The organism is Uliginosibacterium sangjuense (genome assembly GCF_059132465.1).
This window is the reverse complement of the sequence record NZ_CP101132.1, coordinates 4,416,481-4,438,735: the sequence shown is the minus strand read 5'-3', so window position 1 is coordinate 4,438,735 and position 22,255 is coordinate 4,416,481. Positions and strand designations below refer to the sequence as shown.

At 69.5% G+C, this 22,255-nt stretch carries 18 protein-coding genes; 17 read left to right on the top strand and 1 reads right to left on the bottom strand.

Going from position 1 to position 22,255, the window contains the following annotated elements; translation table 11 throughout:
* The first annotated feature begins 358 nt into the window (after positions 1-358).
* From NMB43_RS20555 to pepN, 17 genes are all read left to right on the top strand, one after another.
* Entirely contained in the window at positions 359-616 is a 258-nt protein-coding gene (locus NMB43_RS20555) for a hypothetical protein (RefSeq protein ID WP_494350043.1), read from the top strand.
* 76 nt (positions 617-692) lie between these two features.
* Positions 693-1,856, top strand: coding sequence for a DUF1972 domain-containing protein (locus NMB43_RS20550; RefSeq protein ID WP_494350042.1), 1,164 nt, complete (start codon positions 693-695; stop codon positions 1,854-1,856).
* A 7-nt stretch (positions 1,857-1,863) separates the two neighbouring features.
* Positions 1,864-2,958: a polysaccharide biosynthesis/export family protein gene (locus NMB43_RS20545; protein WP_494350041.1), complete on the top strand. Its 1,095-nt coding sequence runs from the start codon at positions 1,864-1,866 to the stop codon at positions 2,956-2,958.
* 36 nt (positions 2,959-2,994) lie between these two features.
* The gene (locus NMB43_RS20540) at positions 2,995-4,371 is read left to right on the top strand and encodes a GumC family protein (RefSeq protein WP_494350040.1); all 1,377 of its coding nucleotides are present in this window, start codon (positions 2,995-2,997) and stop codon (positions 4,369-4,371) included.
* A 31-nt stretch (positions 4,372-4,402) separates the two neighbouring features.
* Positions 4,403-5,026: a P-loop NTPase family protein gene (locus NMB43_RS20535; protein WP_494350039.1), complete on the top strand. Its 624-nt coding sequence runs from the start codon at positions 4,403-4,405 to the stop codon at positions 5,024-5,026.
* A 9-nt stretch (positions 5,027-5,035) separates the two neighbouring features.
* Positions 5,036-6,574 carry an O-antigen ligase family protein gene (locus NMB43_RS20530; protein WP_494350038.1) on the top strand — a complete coding sequence of 513 codons (1,539 nt, stop codon included), beginning with the start codon at positions 5,036-5,038 and terminating at the stop codon, positions 6,572-6,574.
* Positions 6,567-8,012, top strand: coding sequence for an oligosaccharide flippase family protein (locus NMB43_RS20525; protein WP_494350037.1), 1,446 nt, complete (start codon positions 6,567-6,569; stop codon positions 8,010-8,012). Before NMB43_RS20530 ends, NMB43_RS20525 begins: the two co-directional genes overlap by 8 nt.
* Positions 8,009-9,151 carry a glycosyltransferase family 4 protein gene (locus NMB43_RS20520; RefSeq protein ID WP_494350036.1) on the top strand — a complete coding sequence of 381 codons (1,143 nt, stop codon included), beginning with the start codon at positions 8,009-8,011 and terminating at the stop codon, positions 9,149-9,151. Before NMB43_RS20525 ends, NMB43_RS20520 begins: the two co-directional genes overlap by 4 nt.
* Positions 9,152-9,153: 2 nt before the next feature.
* Positions 9,154-9,750, top strand: coding sequence for a serine O-acetyltransferase (locus NMB43_RS20515; RefSeq protein ID WP_494350035.1), 597 nt, complete (start codon positions 9,154-9,156; stop codon positions 9,748-9,750).
* Positions 9,743-10,339, top strand: a complete 597-nt coding sequence (locus NMB43_RS20510; RefSeq protein WP_494350034.1) for a hypothetical protein — start codon at positions 9,743-9,745, stop codon at positions 10,337-10,339. Before NMB43_RS20515 ends, NMB43_RS20510 begins: the two co-directional genes overlap by 8 nt.
* A complete protein-coding gene (locus NMB43_RS20505) occupies positions 10,336-10,980 on the top strand; it encodes a serine O-acetyltransferase (protein WP_494350033.1) in 645 nt (214 codons plus the stop codon). Before NMB43_RS20510 ends, NMB43_RS20505 begins: the two co-directional genes overlap by 4 nt.
* Complete coding sequence (locus NMB43_RS20500) at positions 10,977-11,909, top strand: glycosyltransferase family 2 protein (protein ID WP_494350032.1); 933 nt, start codon at positions 10,977-10,979, stop codon at positions 11,907-11,909. Before NMB43_RS20505 ends, NMB43_RS20500 begins: the two co-directional genes overlap by 4 nt.
* A 5-nt stretch (positions 11,910-11,914) precedes the next feature.
* On the top strand, positions 11,915-13,015 hold the full coding sequence (locus NMB43_RS20495) for a glycosyltransferase family 4 protein (protein ID WP_494350031.1): 1,101 nt from the start codon (positions 11,915-11,917) through the stop codon (positions 13,013-13,015).
* On the top strand, positions 13,012-13,872 hold the full coding sequence (locus NMB43_RS20490) for a class I SAM-dependent methyltransferase (protein WP_494350030.1): 861 nt from the start codon (positions 13,012-13,014) through the stop codon (positions 13,870-13,872). The genes NMB43_RS20495 and NMB43_RS20490 overlap by 4 nt, the downstream gene beginning before the upstream one ends.
* On the top strand, positions 13,869-15,425 hold the full coding sequence (locus NMB43_RS20485) for an alpha-L-arabinofuranosidase family protein (RefSeq protein ID WP_494350029.1): 1,557 nt from the start codon (positions 13,869-13,871) through the stop codon (positions 15,423-15,425). The genes NMB43_RS20490 and NMB43_RS20485 overlap by 4 nt, the downstream gene beginning before the upstream one ends.
* Before the next feature lies 1 nt (position 15,426).
* Positions 15,427-16,134 (top strand): class I SAM-dependent methyltransferase, encoded by a 708-nt coding sequence (locus tag NMB43_RS20480; protein ID WP_494350028.1) that lies wholly within the window; start codon positions 15,427-15,429, stop codon positions 16,132-16,134.
* Between the two features lie 91 nt (positions 16,135-16,225).
* Positions 16,226-18,928 (top strand): aminopeptidase N, encoded by a 2,703-nt coding sequence (gene pepN / locus NMB43_RS20475; RefSeq protein WP_494350027.1) that lies wholly within the window; start codon positions 16,226-16,228, stop codon positions 18,926-18,928.
* Between the two features lie 3 nt (positions 18,929-18,931).
* Here the strand turns inward: pepN and NMB43_RS20470 are convergent, their stop codons facing one another.
* Positions 18,932-22,255, bottom strand: coding sequence for a hypothetical protein (locus NMB43_RS20470; RefSeq protein WP_494350026.1), 3,324 nt, complete (start codon positions 22,253-22,255; stop codon positions 18,932-18,934).

Below are 22,255 nucleotides of genomic sequence, written 5' to 3'. Positions count from 1 at the left end.
CCTTGGGCAAGCACATTCTGGACCGAGCTGTAAGGCCGCTCGGCGCCGCATCATGGTGCATGCCTGGGTGGCCTCCGCCCCCGTCCTGCAAGGCTGTCGACGCCCTTTACAGATCGCGGGAAAATGCTGCGTTGCGGCAGCCAAGGTCGTGAAGCAGGTCACGCAGGGTCTGCGAAAGGGTCTGAGCCAGGCAGGCGGGGTCTGAATATTGCTTGAGTGTGCGTACGTAAAGATAGGAAAAGACAGGCGGCGCCTGTTTCTTCCATATAGAAGCGTACCGGAGCCAACAGAGATGACCCCACCTCGCCTGCTTCATTCATCGGGATGCCGCAACGCATCAATTCTGTGCGTCGGAGTGTTGCTGGCACCACTTTCGCACGCTGTCACCCAACTCGATGCCCCGCTGCAGCGCCAGCCCGCGACCCAGGTCGTGGTGGCGGATATCCCGCCCGCTGCTGCCGAGCTCAGCCGCCGCGAAGTGACCACCGCGCGGCCCGCAGTCCAGGCCGCCTCCCCGGTGGACGAGGCGCCGGTGAGCGGCGTGCAACGCAAGCTCCTGATCCTGCTGTCCGGCGTCGGCCTGGTGCTTCTGGTCGTCCTGCAGCGCGTCCAATAAACCGGGGCCAGGGGCAGGCTGCGGGCGGGCAGCCCGCTGGCCCTGGCCTGCCCGGCCCCCAGAGCGGAACCCAGCCATGAAGCAGGTTCGCATTCTCGGTACACGCGGCATCCCGGCGGCGCACGGTGGCTTTGAGACTTTCACCGAGTCGCTCGCGCCCTACCTGGTCGAGCAGGGCTGGGACGTGACCGTCTACTGCCAGCGTGACGCCGACGGTGGGGGCGAGGGCGAGACGCAGTGGCGTGGCGTGCGCCTGCACCACATCGAGGTCACGCAGGAGGGGCCGCTGGGCAGCATCGTGTTCGACTGGCGCTGCACCCTGCACGCGCTGCGCCAGCCACAGGGCGTGAACCTGGTGCTGGGTTACAACACCGCGCTGTTCTCGCTGCTCTACCGCCTGCGCGGGCGGGTGAACCTGATCAACATGGATGGCCTGGAGTGGCGCCGCAGCAAGTGGTCGCGCCCGGTGCAGGCCTGGTTCTACCTCAACGAGCGCCTCGGCTGCTGGTTCGGCAACCACCTCATCGCCGACAACCCGGAGATCGCGCGCCACCTCGCCACGCGCGTGAGGGCTACAAAGATCACCACCGTGCCCTATGGCGCCGATGCGGTGCCGGCCGGGCTGTCCGCCGCGGCACTGGTGGGGCTGGGCCTGCAGCCCGATGGTTATGCGCTGCTGGTGGCGCGGCCCGAGCCGGAGAACTCCCTGCTCGAGGTCGTGCGCGCCTTCTCGGCACGCCCGCGTGGCTACCCGCTGGTGGTGCTGGGGCGCTACGACCCGCAGCGGGTGCCGTTCCACCGTGCGGTGATGGCGGCGGCCGGGCCGGAGGTGCGTTTCCTGGGTGCCATCTTTGATCGCGACATCCTGGCCCAGTTGCGGGCGCATGCCCGTCTGTACCTGCACGGCCATCAGGTGGGCGGCACCAATCCTGCTCTGGTGGAAGCCATGGCGGCGGGTTGCGCGGTGCTCGCCCACGACAACCCGTTCAACCGCTGGGTGGCGGGCACGCAGGCCGCCTACTTCAGCGACGAGGCCGCTTGCGAGCGCGCGCTGGGGGTGTTGCTGGACGATCCGGCCCAGCTCGCCGCCATGCGTACTCACAGCCGTAACCGCCATGCCCAAGACTTCACCTGGGATGCCGTGCTGCCGGCCTACGCCTCCCTGCTCGAGCACTGGAGCCGGCAGGCGCGGTCTGCGGCCGTCGGGGTGAATCACCCCGGGAGTATCCACCCACTATGAGCTTGTCATGAGCCACCCCATGAAACCTGCCGCCCTGCTTCCCCTCCTTCTCCTCGCCGGCCTGCTGACGGCCTGCCAGACGCCGCCGCCGGCCGGCACCAGCACCTCGCAGCAGGTCAAGGGCAAGCAGGCCCTGGCGCAGGAGCTGGCCGTCGCCGTGCCAAACGCCTCGGCCCCTGCGGTGCAGCCGGCCCTGCCGCCGGCCACGCCCTTCACCCTCAACGTGGGCGACCAACTGGAGGTCAAGTTCCCCGACTTCCCGCGCTATGACATCGCGGTCACGGTGCGCCCTGATGGCCGCATCTCGATGCCCCTGATCGGCGTGGTGGAGGTCGCCGGGCGCACTCCGGACGAGGTTCAGGACGAGATCGCGCGGCGCCACCTGGAGCTGGGCGGGGCCGCCGGGCAGAAGGAATACGCCCTGCTGCCCGGCGATGAGCTGGACATCAAGTTCCCCTATCAGCCGAGCTTCTCCGAGCGCCTGGCGGTGCGCCCCGACGGCAAGATCCAGTTGATGCTGGTGGGCACCGTGCAGGCCGAGGGCCTCACCCCCGAGGCCCTGCAGGAAGAGCTGCGGCGGCGCTACGCGCAGCACCTCAAGGTGCCGGAGCTGGCGGTGATCCTGCGCAGCTCGGTGGCCGCCACCTTCCGCCTGCCGGACGGGCGCATCGGCCGCAACGAGGCGGCGCGCCTGCGCCCCATGCTGATCGTGCGCAGCTTCAACCAGCCGCAGGTCTTCGTCGGCGGCGAGGTGGCCAAGCCCGGCGTGTTCACCTACCGCAACGGGCTGACCCTGATGCAGGCGCTGATCGAGGCCGGCGGCGAGCGCAAGAGCGCCGAGCTGGAGAGCGTGATCGTGCTGCGTAAGGGCACCAACCAGACGCCCATCGTGATCCGCCGCGACCTCAAGGCCGACATCTACTCCTCGGCCACCAACGACATCTACCTCGAACCGGCCGACGTGGTGATCCTGCCCAAGAGCTCGATCGCCTCGCTGGGCGATGCGCTGGAGCAGTACGTGTTCAACCTGTTCCCCTTCATCAAGAACAGCAGCATCGGCTGGACCTACCAGACCGGCGAGATGACCACAAAGATCAAGTGAGCCCTGCCCACCGACAACCATCCGGGAAACGCCTCCATGAAGGACCAAGAAGAACTGTTCGATTCGCGTGAGCTGCAGGCGCAACGCTCCTTTACCGCGCGCGACATGTTGCGCATCGTGTTCAAGCACAAGTGGGCGATCCTCGTCTGCTTCATCGGCGTGACCGTGCTGGTGTCCGCCGCCATGCGCTGGCTGCCGCCCACCTACGTGGCCGAGGGCAAGGTGCTGGTGGTCACCGAGCGCCAGGGCAACCCCTCCTTCCTGTCCGGCATCACGGCCTACCGCGAGCAGCCGCAGGGCGATCCGGTCAACCGCAAGATGGAGACCGAGATGGAGCTGTTCACCACGCGCGAGATGAGCGAACGCGTGGTGCGCAAGCTGGGGATCCGCTACGAGCAGGTCTACCGCAAGCCCTACCAGGTGCTGCTTGACCCGCTGGTGAAGGTCTACGATTGGGTGACGCAGAACGTCTTTGGCATTCCGCCCGACCCCGAGGCGCGCGGCTTCCGCGACACGGTCAGCGCCTTCGGCAAGAGCTTCGTGGTGGCGCCCACCAAATCCAAGAGCGCCGACACCACCTCCAACGTGATCGCCATCCAGCTCAAGGCGGTGGACCCCGAGATGGCCCACCGTGCCGTGCAGGCGTTGATGGAGACCTACATCGAGTACGCCGCCGAGCAGAACCGCAACGAGGCGGAAGAGGCCTACAAGCTCGTCGCCAAGCAGAAGGAAGACGCCTTCGGCGAACTGGTGCAGGCCGAGACCGCGCTGCAGGGCTTCCTCGCCAGCCGTGGCGACAACCTCGGCCATGCCGCTGCGTCGCCGCGCGACGGTGAGAGCGCCTCGCCCTCGCAGCTCGCACCGGGGCGCCAGTCGGTGGTGGGCACCATGAAGTCGCGCCTGGTCGACATGCAGTTGCGCCTGGGTGAGCTGCGCCAGGTGTACCGCGATGACTCGGAGAACGTGCGCCAGTTGCGCAGCGCGATCGCCGACCTGGAGCGACGCATGGCCCTGGAGGTCAGGGCCAACGCCGAGGCCGAGGTGCGTGCCGCGGCGCTGGAGCGCAACCGCAAGATGGCCGAGAACCACTACCAGGAGCTGGAGCGCAAGCTCGACCAGATCGGCCTCTACCTGAAGCTGTCGCGTACCGACGCCGACACCCGGCGCATCGTGGAGGGCGCGCAGCGGCCCAAGTCCTCGGAATGGAAGAAGGACCTGGTGGTCGCCATCCTCGGCTCCCTCGCCGGCCTGGTGCTGGGTCTGGGCGTGGCCGGCTACCGCGAGTACTCCGACCACCGCCTGCAATCGGCCGAGGAACTGGAGCGCCACCTGCGCCTGCTGCCACTGGCGGTGATTCCCGATCTGTCCGCCACCGAACTGGCCCAGTTGCTGCCTGCCGGGCGGCGGGCCTGAGGTGGATCGGGGCCAAGCGAGAACGCACACCATGAACCAACACGAAGCCAATTTCTGCGCCCTCACGATGAAGCTGTTCGCCCAGTTGCGGCGGCAGGATTCCGCCCGCGGCAAGGTGCTGCTGGTGAGCAGCGCCCGCCCGCAGGAGGGCAAGACCTTCATCGCCAGCGTGCTGGCGCGCACCATGGCCACGCTCGACGATGAGGCGGTCGCCCTGGTCGACGCCAACATGCGCGCGCCGGGCCTGCAGGCCCTGTTCGGCCTCGCCCCCGGGCGCGGCTTCGCCGACTGCCTGGCCAGCGGCAGCCTGGACGCGCCGCTGGCGCCGATGGCCGACTCGCGCCTCGCGGTGCTGCCGCTGGGTGGCGAGGCGCGCCCCGGCGCGCTGTTCAAGACGCAGCGTGTGGAGGCCTTGTTCGACGCGCTGCGCGCGCGCTTTGCCATCAGCGTGGTCGATGGCGACGTGCTGGGCGACTGCGGGGCGCTGCCGCACCTGGCCGACGGCACCCTGATGGTGGTGGACGCCTCGCGCACCCGGCGCGAGGTGGCGCAGGGCGTGCTGGCCCAGGTCGGGCTGGCGCCCGACAAGCTGCTGGGCGGCATCCTCAACCGGCGCGAGCAGTACATCCCGTCCATGCTGTACCGCGCGCTCTAGGCCATCGTCATGAGCGCCCCGTCCCTGGTCCGCTACGCTCGCCCCGGTGCCCGTCTGGGCTTGCCGGTGCTGGCCAGCGCGGCGGTGGGCGGCCTCTACGTGCTGATCGCGCACGAGACCCTGACCTGGCTGATCCTCATCTTCCTGGGCCTGTGCGCGGCCGCCACCGCCTTCCTCTACGGCGACCTGCGGCGCCTGCTGCTGTTCGTCTTCGGCCTCACCCTGTCGATCGACATCAGCAAGGCCTTGATCGTCGAAGGCGGCATCTACACGCCGGGCCTGTCGCTGTACCTGTCGGACCTGCCATTGCTAGGCCTGGCCGCGCTGCAACTGGGCGAGATGCTGTTCATCACGCGCCGCCTGCCGCGCCTGACTTCGCTCGACAAGGTGGCCTGCGGCTTCGTCGCCTGGCTGTGGATCAGCGCCATGTATTCGAGCGTGCCGCTCAATGGCGCAATGTCGGCGCTGTCCTACTCCAAGTATCTGCTGGCTTATTTCGTGCTGTCGCGCATGTTGTCCAGCTATGACCAGATGCGCCTGTTCCTGGGCGGCCTGGTGGCTGCTTTCGGCATGCAGTTCCTGTACGTGTGCGCACAGTTCCTCACCGGCTCCTCGCTCGAGCTGCAGGGTGCCAAGTCGACCACCCTCGGCACCCACCTGGTGTTCGACGCCGCTGGCGGCGCCTCGGCCTTCCGCCCCGGCGGCTTCCTGCACCACCCCAACGTGCTGGCCGACTATCTGACCTTCATGCTGCCGCCCGCCCTGACCCTGGCCCTGCTGGGGCGCCGCTGGCTGCCCTCCAAGGTCTGGCTGGCCGCTCTGTTCGTGCTGATCTGTGGCAGTGCGATGCTGGTGCTGACCCTGTCACGTGGCGGCTGGATCTCCTTCGGCTGCGCTGCCCTGCTGATCGTGGCCATCGGCCTGCGCCGCGGCCTGGTCGGGCAGATCCACATCACCCTGGGCTTGATGAGCCTGGCCGCCGGCCTGGCGATCATTTCCATCGCCTATCCGCAGGCCATCCTGCGCCTCACGCAATCGGACTCGCGCTCCACCGAGTCGCGCCTCGTCATGGCCGCCCAGGCGTCCCTGATCATCCGCAGCCACCCCTTGATGGGCGTCGGTTTCGGCGGCTACAACCGGGCCGCCCAGACCTATATCCCGGAAGCCTTCTCCTATGTCTCCAAGCATTTCCAGGAGGAGCTGCAGAAGGGCATCGTGCACAACTTCTACCTGCTCACCGCGGCCGAGCTGGGGGTGCCGGCCACGCTGTACTGGCTGTACCTGATGTACCGCTTCATCGCCCAGGCCTGGCCGCTGCAGCGCTGGCGCAGCCCGGCGACGTTTGCGCTCGCGCTGGGGCTGGCCGCCGGGCTCGCCGCCCAGATCGCCTTCCATGTCTTCGACCACTTCTATGCCGACGTGCGCATCGAGTTGCTGTGGTGCGTGGCGGGCGCGCTGACCGCGCTGCGCCGCCTCGAAGACCGGCAGGCCCGGCGCGCGGCGCGGCGTGGTGCGGTGCAGGCGGTAGCGGGGGTGGCCCATGCCTAGCACCCGCCTGCTCGCCAACCTCAAGTCGGTCGGCGCTATGCGCCTGGGGACCGCCGGCCTGTCCTTCCTCCTGTTCTGGGTGCTGGCGCATCGCCTGGGCAGCGAGGCCACCGGCGCCTTCGCGCTGCTGCTGGCGGTCTACCTGTTCAGCCAGTACCTGCCCCTGATCGGCCTGCATCTCGCGGTGCTGCGCGACGCCGCCGCCGGCCGCGTGCCGCAGCCCGTCCTGCTCGCCACCGCGGCCAGCGTGGCCTTTCCCATGGGTTTGCTGTGTGCGCTGGCCATCGGTGCGGCCGGCCATCTGGTCTATCCGCCCGCGCTGTGGCCGGCCTTCTGGCTGGTGGGTCTGGCCATCCTGCCGACGGCGTGGACCGACGTGGTGGAGGCCAGCCTCATGGGCAGCCAGCGCATGGATGTGCTGGCGCGGGTGAACCTCGCCGAGGCGCTGCTGCGCGTGCTGGGCGGCATTCTCGCCGTGCTGCTGGGCGGCGGGCTGACGGCGGTGTTCGCGGTCTTCCTCGGCGGTCGTGTGCTGGCGGTGCTGGCCTACGCGCGCGCCGGCTGGGTGCTCCCGCTGCGTCACTGGCCCATCGACGGCGGCCTGCTGCGCCAGTACCTGCGCGAGTGCCCGGTGTTCTTCGCCATCCTGCTGCTGTCGATGCTGGCGGCGCGACTCGACACCTTCCTGCTGTCACACCTGGTGGGGCTGCAGGAGCTGGGCGTCTACGCGGTGGCCGCGCGCCTCTACGAGGCCTTGCTGATGGCACCCTCGGTGGTGTCGACGGCGCTCTACCCGGCGCTGCTGCGCCTGCGCGCGGAGCCGGGGCCGGAGGGCGCCTATGCGCGCCTGCTGGGTCAGGCCCTGGGCTGGGCCCTGCTGCTGGGCCTGCCCTGCGCGATCCTGCTGGTGGTGCTGGCGCAGCCCCTGGTGAACCTCTTGTTCCCGCCGGTCTTCCAGGCCGCCGGGCCGGTGCTGCAATGGCTGGCAGTGGCTGCCCTGCTGGCCGCGCTGGACCAGATCCTGGCCTGTGCCATGCTGGCCAGCCAGGCGCAGGCGCGCGATCTTGGTTCCCTGTTGCTGGGCGTGCTGCTGCTGCTGGCCTTGCTGCCCCTGCTGGGCAGCCGCCTGGGCATCGTCGGAGCCGCCATGGCGGTGGTGCTCGCCTTGCTCGCACGCGTGTTATGGCGCCTGACCTGGCTGGCCCGGGCCGGCGGCCTGCCGAGCGCGCCGCGTCGGGTACTGCCGGCGCTGGCTGCCGGGGGTCTGGTCTTCGCCTTGCTGCTGGGCCTGCCGCCGCTGCACTGGGGCCTGCAACTGGTGGTCGCGGCGGGCGCCGCCGCCGGCCTGGCGCTGACCCTGGGCGCGCTGCTGGGGCGCGAGGTGCTGGGCCAGTTCCGCCTGGCGCTGCTGCAACTGCGCGCGGGGAGGAACGGATGAGGATCCTCCACCTCGACCCGGACGACATGGACAACCCGCTGTCTGGCGGCGGGCCGGTGCGCACCTTCGAGATCTGCCGCCGCCTCGCGCGGCGCCACGAGATCACCGTGCTGACGCCGACCTTCCCCGGCTCCACGCCGACGCTGGAGCGCGAGGGCATCCGCTACCAGCGTCTTGGCCGCAAGATCGGCAACCACGGCTCCTCGCACCATTTCACTTTCCTTGCCAGCCTGCCGGCGGCGGTGCGCCGCTTCGACTATGACCTGCTGGTCGAGGACCTGATGCCGCCCTGCGCCGTGACCTGGACTCCGCTGTTCAAGCGCGACCGCCCGCTGGTGGCCTCGGTGCAGTGGTTCTTCGCGCGCGAATGGACACGCCAGTACAAGCTGCCCTTCCACTGGGGCCAGGAGTACGGCCTGCGCCTTTATGACCATTTCATCGCGCTGACGCCGCAGATGCAGCAGTTCGTCCTGCAGCGCCACCCGCGTGCGCGCTGTGCGGTGCTGCCCAACGGCGTGCCGGAGGACTTGTTCGAAGTGGCGCCGCGGGCCGGCGACTTCATCTTCTACCTCGGCCGCGTCGAGATCCACGCCAAGGGGCTGGACCTGCTGCTGCAGGCCTATGCCCAGTTGCCGCGCGCAACGCGCCTGCCCCTGGTGGTGGCAGGCGGTGGCTTCGAGCACGATGCCTTCGAGGCCTTGGTTGCCCGTCTGGGCCTGGGCGGCGAAGTGCGCCTGCTGGGCAAGGTGGATGCCGCGCAGCGCGCGCAGCTCTACCGCGACTGCCGCTTCGCCGTGGTGCCCTCGCGCATCGAGACCTTCGGCATGACCATCCTAGAGGCCTGCGCCGCCGGCAAGCCGGTGCTGACCTTCGACCATGCGCCGATGAACGAGGTCGCGCCGCCCGCCCTGCCGGGCGTGGCCGCCTTCTCCGTCGAGGCCTATGCCGCAGGCATGGCCGGGCTGCTGCGCCTGGAGGACGGTGCGCTGCTGGCACTGGGTGCGCGCTGCCGCGAATGGGCGCGGCGCTACGACTGGGACGCCATCGCCGCCGCGCAGGAAGCCTTCTACCTCGCCACCCATGAGGAGTGGCGTATCCGTCGCGCCGGCCGGCGCCTCTTTGCCAGGACAGGGAGCTGAACATGCAGGCCACCGTCGCACCCCCGATCACGCGGGAAGAAACCCGCCGCCGCCTTCAGCGCGACCGCGAGCGGCTGCGCCAGGCCCTGCTCGAAGCCGGCGAGCCCAATCCCTGGCTGTGGTGCCACCCGTCCTGGGTGGCGATCCGCCTGCACCGCTGGTCGCACTACCACTTCGCCAATGGCCGCCGCCTGCTGGCGCGCGCGCTGTGGCACCTGAACCTGCTGCTGACCGGGGCCGACATCAGCCCGCAGGCGCAGATCGGCGCCGGCGTGCTGCTCACCTCGCCGGCCACCCTGATTCTGCTGGGCCGCTTCGGCGAAGACCTCACCGTGATGCCGCAGGTCGGCGTGGGGGGCGGCATTGCGCGCGATGACATCGGCGGCGGTCCCGGCCTGCCGGTGATCGGCGATCGCGTATACCTGGGCTTCGCCTGCACCGTGCTGGGGCCGGTGCGGATCGGCGAGGGGGCCGAGATCGGCGCACGCTGCCTGGTCACGCGCGACGTGCCGGCGGGGGCGCACCTGCTGGGCGCCGAACCGCGCATCCTGCGCGGCGAACCGGCGGCCGGCGACGCGAAGGAGGCGGCCCATGCCTGAGCAGGCGCACTCCCTGCGTCAGGTGTGGCGCTACATCAACGCCGACATTGCGGCCACCGCCGGCTACGCGGCCGACTTCTTCGGCACCGGCATGAGCCTGGCGCGGCGCCTCAGCATCCTGCTCATGCCCGGCATGCTGTGCTGCGCGCTGCACCGCCTGGCGCACTGGGCGTGGGCTCGTGATTGGCGGCACCTGGCCCACCTGCTGGCATTGCTCAACTATGTGCTGCACAAGGCCAACCTGAGCCCGGCCGCGCAGATCGGGCCGGGCCTCTACATCCCGCATACCGTGGGCATCGTGTTCCACGGCCGGGCCGGCAGCCGGCTCACCCTGTACGCCTACTGCCAGGTTGCCCCCTCGCGCCCGCAGCCGGCTTTCGGCCTGCGCCTGGACGACGCGCCACGTCTGGGCGACCAGGTCACCGTGGGGGCCTACTCGGTACTGCATGGCGCGGTGAGCGTGGGCGACGGCGTGCGCATCGGGCCCAACGTCGACGTGCGCCAAGACCTGCCGGCCGGCGCCACGCTGCTCACCCGCAGCCGGCCCAACATCGTGCAGCGTGAGGCGATGGCCGGGAGGGCCGCATGAGCGGGCCGGGCCTGCGCGCCACCCTGCGCCTGATCCACGGTGACATCGCGCGCATGTCGTCCCTGGCCGGCATCCGCATGTCGCCGCTGGGCATGCTGTTCATGCTGATCTCGCCGGCCATCGTGGCCTTGTCCTTGTACCGCCTGTCGCACTGCTTGTACGCCAAGGGCCTGCGCAAGCCGGCCTGGCTGCTGTATGTGCTGAACACCTACGTCACCGGCGCCGACATCACGCCCGCCACCGAGATCGGCGAGCGCTGCTACATCGGCCACGCGGTGGGCCTGATCCTGTGCGGCAAGGTCGGCCGCGAGGCCTCCTTCTTCGGTGGCGTGATCATGGGCGGCGGGCGCGGGCGCGGCGACATCGGTGGCGGCGACGGCCTGCCGGTGATCGGCGATGGCGTCTTCATCGGCGCCGGCGCGCGGGTGATCGGCAAGGTCCGCGTGGGCGACGGCGCCATCATCGGCGCCTGCTCGCTGGTGCTGCACGACGTGCCGGCCGGCATGGTGGTGTATGGCAGCCCGGCGCGCGTGGTCAAAGCGGTCGCCGACAGCCTGGACTTCAACGCCATCGCGGCCGAGCACAACGCGGAACACGACGGGCAGCGCAGCAGCGAGAAGATGACGGAGGGCAGTGCATGATCGCCAGCATCATCGTGGTGAATTGGAAGGTGCGCGAGCTGCTGCGCCAGTGCCTGCGCTCGGTGGAGGAGGCCGGCGGGCTGGCGCCCGAGGACTACGAGCTGATCGTGGTCGACAACGATTCACAGGACGGCAGCGTGGAGATGGTGGCGGCCGAGTTCCCGCGCGTGCGCCTGATCGCCAACAACGCCAACACCGGCTTCGGCGCCGCCAACAACCAGGCGTATGCGGTGAGCCGCGGCGACTACGTGATCCTGCTGAACCCCGACACCCTGGTGCTGGACGGGGCCCTGCGCACCCTCGTCGAGCGCCTGCAGGCGCGGCCCGAGGTGGCCATCTTCGGCTGCCGCCTGCTCAACGGCGACGGCAGCCTGCAGAAGTGGACCGGCGGCGCCTTCCCCTCGATCCGCAACCTCGCCAGCCACTACTTCTTCCTCGACCGCCTGCTGCCGCGCGCCCTGCGCGCCGCACCGCTGTACCTGGATCGTGACGTGAGTGAAGAGATCGCCGTCGACTGGGTGTCCGGCGCCTGCCTCATCGCGCGCCGCAGCCAGCTCGGCCCGCGCATCTTCGACCCCGCCTTCTTCATGTACGGCGAGGACATGGAGCTGTGCCACCGCATGCAGCGCGAGGCCGGCAGCGTGGTTTACACGCCCCATGCCAGCATCATCCACTACCAGGGGGAAAGCATGAAGCAGCAGACCGGCGACCTGCTGCTGTCCTCCATCAAGGGGCCGCGCCAGTTCTTCCGCCAGACGCGCGGCAAGCGCCTGGTGTGGGCCTTCGACCTCATCACCATGGCTGGCTTCGGCCTGCGCTGGCTGCTCTACCGCGTGGCCGCGCTGGCCTCGCGTGGCGCTGCCGCCAAGGCCGCCTCCAGCCGCCAGTACATGCAACTGGCCTGGCGCCTGATGCGGACCCCGGGGTAGACGCCATGCGACTCGGACTCGACATTCACCAGATCGGCGCACGCCTGACCGGCAACGAGACCTATGTGCGCAACCTGCTGGAACAGTACAGCGCGCTGGCCCAGCCGGACGAGCTGTGCCTCTACCACACCGGCGGCGTGGCGGCGCCGGCGCCGGGCTGGCGCGGCGAGCTGCGCCACCTGCGCCCGCACAGCGCGCTGCTGCGCATTCCCTTCGCCTTTCCCGCCGCGCTGTGGGCCGACCGCGTCGACCTCGCCCACTTCCAGTACGTGGCGCCGCCGCTGTGCCCCTGCCCGACCGTGGTGACGGTGCACGACATCTCCTACGAGTTCCTGCCGCAGTTCTTCCGCCCCGCCGAGCGCCTGCGCATGAAGGCGCTGATCCCGCTGTCGGCGCGGCGCGCGCGCCAGGTCATCACCATCTCGGAGTTCTCGCGCCGCCAGCTCATCGAGCGCTACCGCCTGCCGCCGGAGAAGGTCACCGTTACCTGGCTGGGCGTGTCGCCGCGCTTCCGCGTGGTCGAAGACGCGACCTGGCTCGATGCCCGGCTTGACCGTTTCGCCCTGCGCCAGCCCTACCTGCTGGGCGTGGGCAACCTGCAGCCGCGCAAGAACCTGCCACGCCTGATCCGCGCCTTCGCCCGCCTGCGCGCGGCCGGCCTGCCGCACCAGTTGGTGCTGGTCGGTCAGGCCGCCTTCAAGGGCCACGAGGTGGAGCTGGAGATCCTGCGCCTGGGCTTGCAGAACGATGTGCTGCTGACCGGCTACGTGTCGGAGGACGAGCTCATCGCGTTGTACAACCGTGCCGCCGCCTTCGCCTATCCCTCGCTCTATGAGGGATTCGGTCTGCCTGTCGTCGAGGCCATGGCCTGTGGCGTGCCGGTGGTCACTTCGAATGTTTCGTCGATGCCGGAAGTGGCGGGCGAGGCTGCCAGCCTGGTCGACCCCATGTCGGAGGACGAGCTGTACGCCGCCCTTTTCGCCGTACTCGGCGACCCCGCGCGCCAGGCCGCGATGCGCGCGCAAGGCCTGGCGCGTGCACGCCACTTCGACTGGCGCGACACCGCGCGTCAAACCCTGGACATCTACCGCAGGAGCCTGTCATGAACCCGAGCCGCGCCGCCACCTTGCAGCCCCTGGGCATCCGTTTCCACATCGACGGCTATGGCAGCAACCTGGAACGTCCGCCCGAGGAGTCGCCCGACACCACCACCGAGGAATACGCCGGCGAACAGGCCGAGGCCAACGTGCGCAAGACGCTGGACTACATCCAGCCGCTGCTGGCACGCAAGCGTGCGCGCACCGTGCTCGACGTGGGCTGCGGCATCGGCGTCATGGTGCGCACCCTGCTCAGCATGGGCTACGACGCCTATGGCACCGACCTCGCCGGGCTGACGCGCTTCTGGCAGCGTCAGGGCCTGCCGCAGGACCGCATGTTCATCGTCGACCCCCTGCAGATGCGCCTGCCCTTTGCCGACAACTCGATCGACCTCGCCTTCACCTTGGGCGTGATCGAGCACGTGGGCACCACCGACGGCCATGCCGACCGCCGTGCCGACTATCGCGCGATCCGCCGCCACTGGGTGCAGGAGATCATGCGTGTGGTCAAGCCGGGTGGTGCGGCGCTGATCGGTGGCCCCAACCGCACGTTCCCGATCGACGTCGCGCACGGGCCGGACTCGCGCGCCAGCGGCATCGAGCGTGCGCTGTCACGCCTGGCCGGCGCCACCGTGCACAAGCCCTGGGGCGAGAACTTCCTGTGGAGCTACGGCGACCTGCACGACTACCTGCAGGGCATTCCCTGCCGGGTGGAGCCGCAGTCGGTGGCCGGCTACGTCGGCTACTCGCGCGTGCCGGCGCTGGTCCGCCCGCTGATCACCGGCTACGTCAAGCACATGCCGCGCGCGCTGCTGGGTACCGGCTTCAACCCGTGGATGATGGCCCTGGTGGAGAAGCCGGCATGAAGGCGCGCCGCGTTTCCCTGCTGGCCGCCCTCGCGCTGTGGCTGGCCGCCTGCCAGCCGCCGCCCCCGCCGCAGCCGCAGACGCCCTTCGATGTCCGCGTGGAGGTGGACGCGACGCGCCCCGGCGCTGCCGCCAACCGCCTGATCCTCGGCAACAACGTGCAGTGGGTGGACCGTGGCGATGAGTTGCTGAGCGATGACGGCAAGCGCTTCGATGCACAGCGCCTGGCCGCGGTGCAGGCGCTGGGGCCAACCATCCTGCGTTACCCCGGCGGCTCGCTGGCCGATACCTACCGCTGGAAGGCCGGCATGGGCGAGCAGGCCCAGCGTGGCGAATCGGAGCACTTCTACTCGCGCAAGATCCAGACCATCCGCATGGGCACGCGCGAGTTCCTGGAGCTGTGCGAGGCCACCGGCGCGCAGGGCCTGATCACTGTGAACGTCGCCAGCGGCACACCCGAGGAGGCGGCCGACTGGGTGCGCCAGATCAACGTGACCGGCCTCATGTCCACGCGCAGCGGCAAGCGCCTGCCGGCGGTGAAGCACTGGGAGATCGGCAACGAGCCCTATCTGCAGGACGACAACCAGAAGAAGCTGTGGATGACGCCACAGGTCTTCGCCCAGCGCGCCAACGCCTTCATCAAGGCGATGCGTGCGGTCGACCCCAGCATCGAGGTCGGCATCCCGCTGCGCTCGGACTCGCTCGGCGGAGTACCGGCCACCCCGCTGCAGGGCTTCAACAAGGCCGTGCTGGCCGGCATCACCGAGCGCATCCAGTTCGTCGCCCTGCACAACGCCTACATGCCGCTGGCATTCGACAAGCGCTACGAAGACCAGCGCCTGTTCACCGCCGCCATGGGCGCCGCCGAAACGGTGCGCGCCGATCTGGACGCCACCCGCGCGCTGCTGCGCCAGTGGCGGCCCAACGACAACATCCGCCTCGCCGTGACGGAGTACAACGCCTTGTTCAGCCTCGGCAAGGGACGTAGCGACGAGTACATCGCGACCCAGGTCGGCGCCCTCTATGTGGCCGACCTGCTGGCCCTGTTCGCACAGACGCCGGACCTGTGGTCGGCGCAGTACTGGTCGCTGTCCGGCAACTGGAAGTTCGGTGCCATCGCCCTGAATGGCAGCCTGCGTCCCGGTTACCACGTGCTGCAGGCCTACTCGGCCCTGCTCCATGGGCGTCTCGCGCCGTTGCGCATCGACACCGACTTCTTCGCCACCGAGCACACCGGCTTCGCCGCCGCGGTGAAGCAGCGCGCACGCGTGGGCGGGCTGGCGACGGTAGACGGCAGCACGGTGCGCGTGCTGCTGTTCAACCGCGACCTCCATCGCCCCGGGCGCGCCAGCCTCAGCCTGGGCGGCGGCCTGCAAGCCGCCCAGGCCAGCCTGCGCGTGTTCTCCAGCGAACGCCCCTTCGATCCCGAGGACCGCCAGGACAAGCTGCGCGTGGCCGACAACAGCCTCGCCGGTGGCGCCAGCCTGGCCTTCACGCTGCCGCCGGCTGGCTTCGCCCTGCTGACCCTCCAGACCACGAAAGGCAGGCCCTGACATGCGCGAGATCGAGCAGTTGGAACAGGTGGTGCACAGCCACCTCGGCGGGCACCTGAGTACGCAAGGGAGCATCCGTATCCTGGAGGCCGGCTGCGGCTCCACCAGCCACATCCGCCTGCCGCAGCCGGCGCATGTCACCGGCATCGACATCTCGGAGCGTCAGCTCGCCCGCAATACCGGCTTGTCCGAGGCGGTGCTGGGCGATCTGCAGGCGCACCGCTGGGCGCCCGACAGCTTCGACCTGATCCTGTGCTGGGACGTACTGGAGCACCTGCCCGAACCGCGCGAGGCGATCGCCCGCATGAGCGAGGGCCTGCGCCCCGGTGGCCTGATGGTGCTGGCCTTGCCCAATCTGTTCTCGCTCAAGGGCCTGGTCACGCGCTTCACGCCCTGGTGGTTCCACGTCGCCTTCTACCGCTACGTGATCGGCGACAAGCGCCCGGCCGCACAGTGGGACCAGTTCCCCACCTTCCTGCGCCTGGACTGCGCGCCGGCACGCATCCGCCGCCAGGCCGAGGCCAGCGGCCTGGCCGTGGTCCACTACTGCCTCTACGAGGGCCCGGTGCAGGCCCACATGCGCCAGCGCCACCGCCTCGCCGACTGGGCCTTCGCCGCCCTGGGCGGCGTGTCGCGCCTGCTCACGCTGGGCCGGCTCAACCTCAACCATTCCGATGGCATGCTGGTGCTGCAGCGTCCGGCGACCTGAGGCGGAGCAGGGCGGGCGTCTGATGGCCGCGATAGGCGACCCCGGGCGGTGACATGCCTACAATGGGGGCTACACGACTGGAGCCCCCCTCATGAACGCACCGCAGACCATCTACCTCAAGGACTACACGCCGCCCGCCTACCTCGTCGACACGGTAGCGCTGGATGTCGCCATCCATGCCGGCTACACCGAGGTCGCCGCCACGCTGGCGATGCGGCGCAACCCGGCCGGGCAGGGCGGTGCGCTGGTGCTCAACGGCGAGGATCTGCGCCTGGAGTCGGTCGAGCTCGATGGCCGCGCGCTCAGTGACCGCGAATACCGGCTCGAAGACGAGTTGTTGATCATCGCCTCGGTGCCCGAGGAGTTCACGCTGGAAACCGTGGTCCGCATCGAGCCGGACAGCAATACCCAGCTCTCCGGCCTGTACCGCTCCAAGGATGGTTACTTCACGCAGTGTGAGGCGCAGGGTTTCCGCCGCATCACCTATTACCCGGACCGGCCCGACGTGATGGCCAGCTTCGTGTGCACGCTGCACGCCGACAAGGCCGCCTTCCCCATCCTGCTCGCCAATGGCAACCCGGTCGCCCAGGGTGACGAGGACGGCGGCCGTCACTGGGCCCGCTGGGAAGACCCCTTCGCCAAGCCGGCCTACCTGTTTGCCTGCGTGGCGGCGAAGCTGGACGTGCTGGAGGACCACTACCTCACCAAGTCCGGCCGCCGCGTGCGCTGCGCCGTGTACGTGGAGCCCGGCAAGCTGGACCAGTGCGATCACGCCATGGCCGCGCTGAAGAAGAGCATGAAGTGGGACGAGGACGTGTTCGGCCTGGAGATGGACCTGGACCACTACATGATCGTGGCGGTCGGCGACTTCAACATGGGCGCCATGGAGAACAAGGGGCTCAACATCTTCAACACCAAGTACGTGCTGGCACGCCCCGACACCGCCACCGACACCGACTACCAGAACATCGACCGCGTGGTCGCCCACGAGTACTTCCACAACTGGACCGGCAACCGCGTGACCTGTCGCGACTGGTTCCAGCTCTCGCTGAAGGAGGGGCTCACCGTCTTCCGCGACCAGCAGTTCGGCATGGACGTGCATTCGCGCGGCGTGACGCGCATCCAGGAAGTGCGCACCTTGAGAGCCGCCCAGTTTCCCGAGGACGCGGGGCCGATGTCGCACCCGATCCGCCCGGCCAGCTACGCTGAGATCAACAACTTCTACACCGCCACGGTCTACGAGAAGGGTGCCGAAGTCATCCGCATGATCCACACCCTGATCGGCGCCGAAGACTTCCGCCGCGGCATGGATCTGTACTTCGAGCGCCACGACGGGCAGGCCGTGACCTGCGAGGATTTCGTCGCCGCCATGCAGGATGCCTCCGGCCTCGACCTCACCCAGTTCAAGCGCTGGTACAACCAGGCCGGCACGCCGCGCCTGATCGTGCGCAGTAGTTTCGATGCGGCCACGCAGCGCTATACGCTGGACGTGGAGCAGCAGTTCCCGCCCACGCCCTACGAGGCGCGCATGGCGGCCGATGGGCTGGAGTTGCCACGCGGCCCCTACCACCTGCCCATCGTGATCGGTCTGCTGGATGCAGCGGGCCGCGAGCTGCCGCTGCGCCTCGCGGGTGAGGCCAGCGCCGCAGGTACCCAGCGCGTGCTGGCCCTGCGCGAGGCTCGCCAGTCCTTCGTCTTCGAGGACGTCGCGGCGGAGCCCGTGCCCTCGCTGCTGCGTGGCTTCTCGGCGCCGGTGGTGCTGGACTATCCCTACACCAGCGCGCAACTGATCCACCTGATGGCGCATGACAGCGACGCGGTGAACCGCTGGGAGGCGGGGCAAAGACTGGCCACCGAGATCCTGTTGGCGGGTATTGCGGCGCTGGCGTCTCCCTCTCCCGAGAGTGGGGCGGGAGAGGGCGTTCCTCCCATCGACTGGATTCCCTCGCACTACCTCGACGCGCTGCACCACCTGCTGTCCTCGGCCTTTGCACCCGGCGGCGATCCGGCACTGGTGGCCGAGGCCTTGCTGCTGCCCTCCGAAACCTATCTGGCCGAGCAGATGGAGGTGGTCGATCCGGACGCCATCCACGCTACCCGCCTGACGCTGCGCCGCCAGATCGCCCAGGCCCTGTGTGTGCCGCTGAGCGAGGCCTACCAGGCGCTGCGCATCGACGCGCCCTATTCGCCGGAAGGCGCCCAGGCCGGCGCCCGCGCGCTGCGCAACGCCTGCCTCGGTTATCTCGCCGAACTGAACGATGCCGAGGCACACGCCCTGGTCGTCGAGCACTACGAGCAGGCTGCCAACATGACCGACACCATGGCCGCGCTGGGGGCGCTGGCCAACCTCGACATTCCGGCGCGGCACACTGCGCTCGACAGCTTCTATGCCAAGTGGAAGGGCGAGGCCCTGGTCGTCGACAAGTGGCTGCAGGTGCAGGCCACCTCGCGTCTGCCGCACACCACGCAGGATGTACGGGGCCTGATGGCGCACGAGGCCTTCGACATCCGCAACCCGAACAAGGTGTACTCGCTGGTGCGCGCCTTCTGCGCTGCCAACCCCAAGCACTTCCACGCGGCCGATGGCAGTGGCTACCAGCTCGCGGCCGATGTGATCCTGCAACTCGACGCCCTGAACCCGCAGGTCGCCTCGCGCATCGCGCGCTGCTTCGACCGCTGGAAGAAGTTCGATGCGCAGCGTCAGGATCGGGCGCGAGTGCAGCTCGAACGCATTCGTGCACATGCCGGCTTGTCCAGCGACGTGGCCGAGGTGGTGGGCAAGGCGCTGGCTTAGGCGTCAGGGGCGTGCAATCGAGCTCAGCAAGGCGGCGACCAGGCTGTTGCTGTCGCGCACACCGGTGCACACGTTGGCAGGGGGCGTGGCGTGGCTGTTCCAGGCGCCGAACACATGGCGCAGGGGGATGTCGCCCAGGCTCTGTTCGCTGGCCAGGCGTGCCACCTGCTCCTGGCTGAGGCTGCTGGCGCTGCCTTCGCGTGCCACCAGGCGTTGCTGGGTGCCCACGCTGATGAGCGCGTGCATCAGGCGTACGCCGGCGGCCTGCTGGGCGGGCGGGGTCAGCAGCAGGGCCGCGCTGGTTGCAGGGGCAAGTTCGCTCAGGTCGCTCTTGCGCTCGCGCAGCAGGACCAGGGCGATCATGCTGACCGTGCCGATCCACAGATTCTGCTCGGTCAGGAAGAGGTCCAGCTCCTCCCAGTGCGGGGGCGGCGGCGAGAACAGGTCGCGCAGGCCTTCCACCACCTGTCCGCGCTCGTAGCTGCCGACGCGCAGCCCGCAGGCATGCAGGGCGAGCGCCAGCAGAGGGAGGCTCACGCTGTCGGCGGGGCTGCCCAGCACCTGGTAGAGAATCCGGCCCCAGTCCGCCAGGCGCAGGCTGCGCGGGTCCAGCGGCAGCTCATGCTTGAACGGCCCGAGCTTGAGCATGGCCGCGAGCAGTTCGGCGGCCTGTGGGTCGGCCGGCTCGATGCTTTGCGTCAGCGTGGCGGCGCTGCGCTCGAGGACGCTGCGCCACAGCGCGGCATCCTGCGCCACGCTGTCCGGCGGTGGCGCGGGCAGGGCCGCGTCGAGGCTGCTCACCAGCTCGCCCTGCAGCAAGTCCACGCCGCCGGTGGCGAGTTCGGCCGGCGCTTCTAAACCGCTGCCCAGCAGTTCGCGCAGGCCGGTGTAAAGCTGCTGGGCTGGCGCTAGGGCGAGGAGGCTGCTGCGCTCGTACAGGCGCAGCGCGCGGCGGATCAGGTCCAGTGCCCGCCCGGGGTCGGGCTTGCCGCTGCCGGCGGCGGCGCGCGACAGCAGGGCCGCGCTGTTGAGCACGTACCACAGCAGCGGTGCGCAGCGGTCCAGCATGTCGGCGTAGTCGACGACGATCTGGGCATCTTCCTGCATGGTGGTGTCGAGGGTGCCGGCACGCACCAGGCTCAGGCGCATCCGCGCGCCCTCGAACGAGGCCCAGGGCGGCGACAGATCCAGCACGCGGAAATTGGCCAGCGCCTCCAGCGGCATGCGGCCGTTCCAGCCCAATTTCTGCATGGCCTGCGTCACCAGCCGGGTGAACGCGCCGACCCGCTCCAGGTGGGTGGCCCATTCGCTCAGCCGGCTGGTGTCCAGCGCGTTGCCGGCCATATCGAAGCGGCGCTTGTAGCTGTTGTTGCCATTGCTGGTTAGCACGTCGATGCCGGTCGCCAGGGTGTCGCGCAGGTAGCCCTCGGGGTCCAGGCCCTGGTAGTAACTCAGGAAGTCGGCTTCGGTGGTCACCAGCGGCGAGCACATCCAGTCCATCAGGCGGGCCGACCAGTCGCACAGGAAGTCCAGCCGCGCCCTGTCCTCGGCGCGCTTCTCGTCGAGCCGGTGGCCCAGGCGCTGCAGATGTTCCAGCAGGGCCGCGCGGCCCTTGGGCTGGCTCGGCGAGGGCCAGGTGGTGAGCGGGCTGTCCCACAGCTCGGCCAGGTGGTACAGCGCGTCCAGGAGCATCTGCTGCTGCTTGGGCTGGGCCAGCAGCCAGTCCTGCACCGGGCTGCGCCCCAGCAGGTACTCGATCAGCATCTGCATGGCGATCGGCACCGCATGGCGGCGCTCGCGCAGCTTTTCCATGCCGGCCAGATTGGGCAGGCGTACCAGCCCCTGGTCGCTGAACTCCAGCAGGCTGCGCTGCACGGCCAGGGGTTGCAGGCGCGCGCGCTGCAGGATCAGCAGGGTCAGGTGGCGGCGGTCGGCCTTGTCCGTCTGGTCGAGGGGCTCCGCCTGGTCCGACACCAGCACCTTGGTGAGGTAGTCGCGCCAGTCGGCGGGCGGGATCAGGTGCATCAGGCGATGCGAGAAGAAGGACGAGCTCACCCCCAGCGGTTCGCTCTGGATGTGCTGCTCGATGGCGTAGAACTGGCTGCGGTCGGCCAGGAAGCAGAACACCGCGCGCTCGGCCACCTGGTCCTTGAGCTGGCTGGCGATCTTTCCGATGTAGTCGATCAGTTGCGAGCTGTCCTCGGGGGCCAGCTTGTCCAGCTCGTCGACCAGGATCACCGGGGCGAAGCCCGCCTCGCGCAGCCAGCGGAACAGCACCGGCAACTGGCGCTTGAGCGTTTTGAGGCTGAGGTCCGGGATGAAGGTGCTCTCCACCGCCTGCTTCTGCGAGCGCTGCCGCGTGCTCGACAGGCTGACCGCGAACAGGCCGGCCACCGCCGCCAGCAGCGCCGCTGCCGGGGTGCCCAGGTTCTGGCTCAGGGCGGTCGCCCCGGTGAGCCCGGCCGCGCTCAGGCCCAGCACTGCCGGCAACCAGTCGGCCGCGTTCGACTTGCCGCCCACGCTGGCCTGCACGTCCTGGATGTGGCTGGTGGAGTCTGTCTGCTTGCGCTGGAACTGGCCGGAGATGCGACGGTAGGCATCCACCACCCCGGCCAGGGCCTGCAACTCGTTGCAGCCCTTGGCGCCGCGCTGCCAGGGCACGTCGTGGCGCATCACGCCGGCGACCACGCCATCTGGCAGGGCGGCCCAGTAGTCGCGCAACTCGGCCAGCGAGGGGTGATCCTCGAACAGGAGCAAGGGCAGCTGCGCGCTGCGCTCGGCCAGCTCGTCGAGATGGGCCGGCGACAGGCGCTTCTCGGTACGCAAGGCATCGCAGCGCTCGCGGTAGAAATGCGTCAGCCACCATACGAAGGAGCGGTGGGTCCGCAGGATCACCTGCTCCAGCAGCACCTCGCTGGCGCCGGGCTGGCTGGGTGCGGGCGCGGGCTCGGCCAGGGTGGTCTCGACCGAGCCCTCGGCGCGCTTCTCGGTGATGCGCAGACGGGTGGTCTCGCCGCTCTTGGGCTTGTCGACCCACAGGTCAGGCCCGTGCAGCGAGATCAGCAGGGGTTGCAGCATCTTGCCGGCATCCTTGCCGATGCCCTGTACCACGCTGCGCACCAGGGTCGTCTTGCCGCCGCCGCGGGCGGCACCGATCAGGAAGGAGCGGCCATTGATCTCGCCCTTGCAGTAGCGCTCGATCTCACTTCGCAACAGGCGGGCGGCCGGCGAACCGGCGACGATGGCCTCTGGCGCCGGACGGTCCGCCGTGGCGGGCGTCAGCGTGGCCTCGGCATAGGGCTCGGGTGGCAGTTGCAGGCGCAGCAT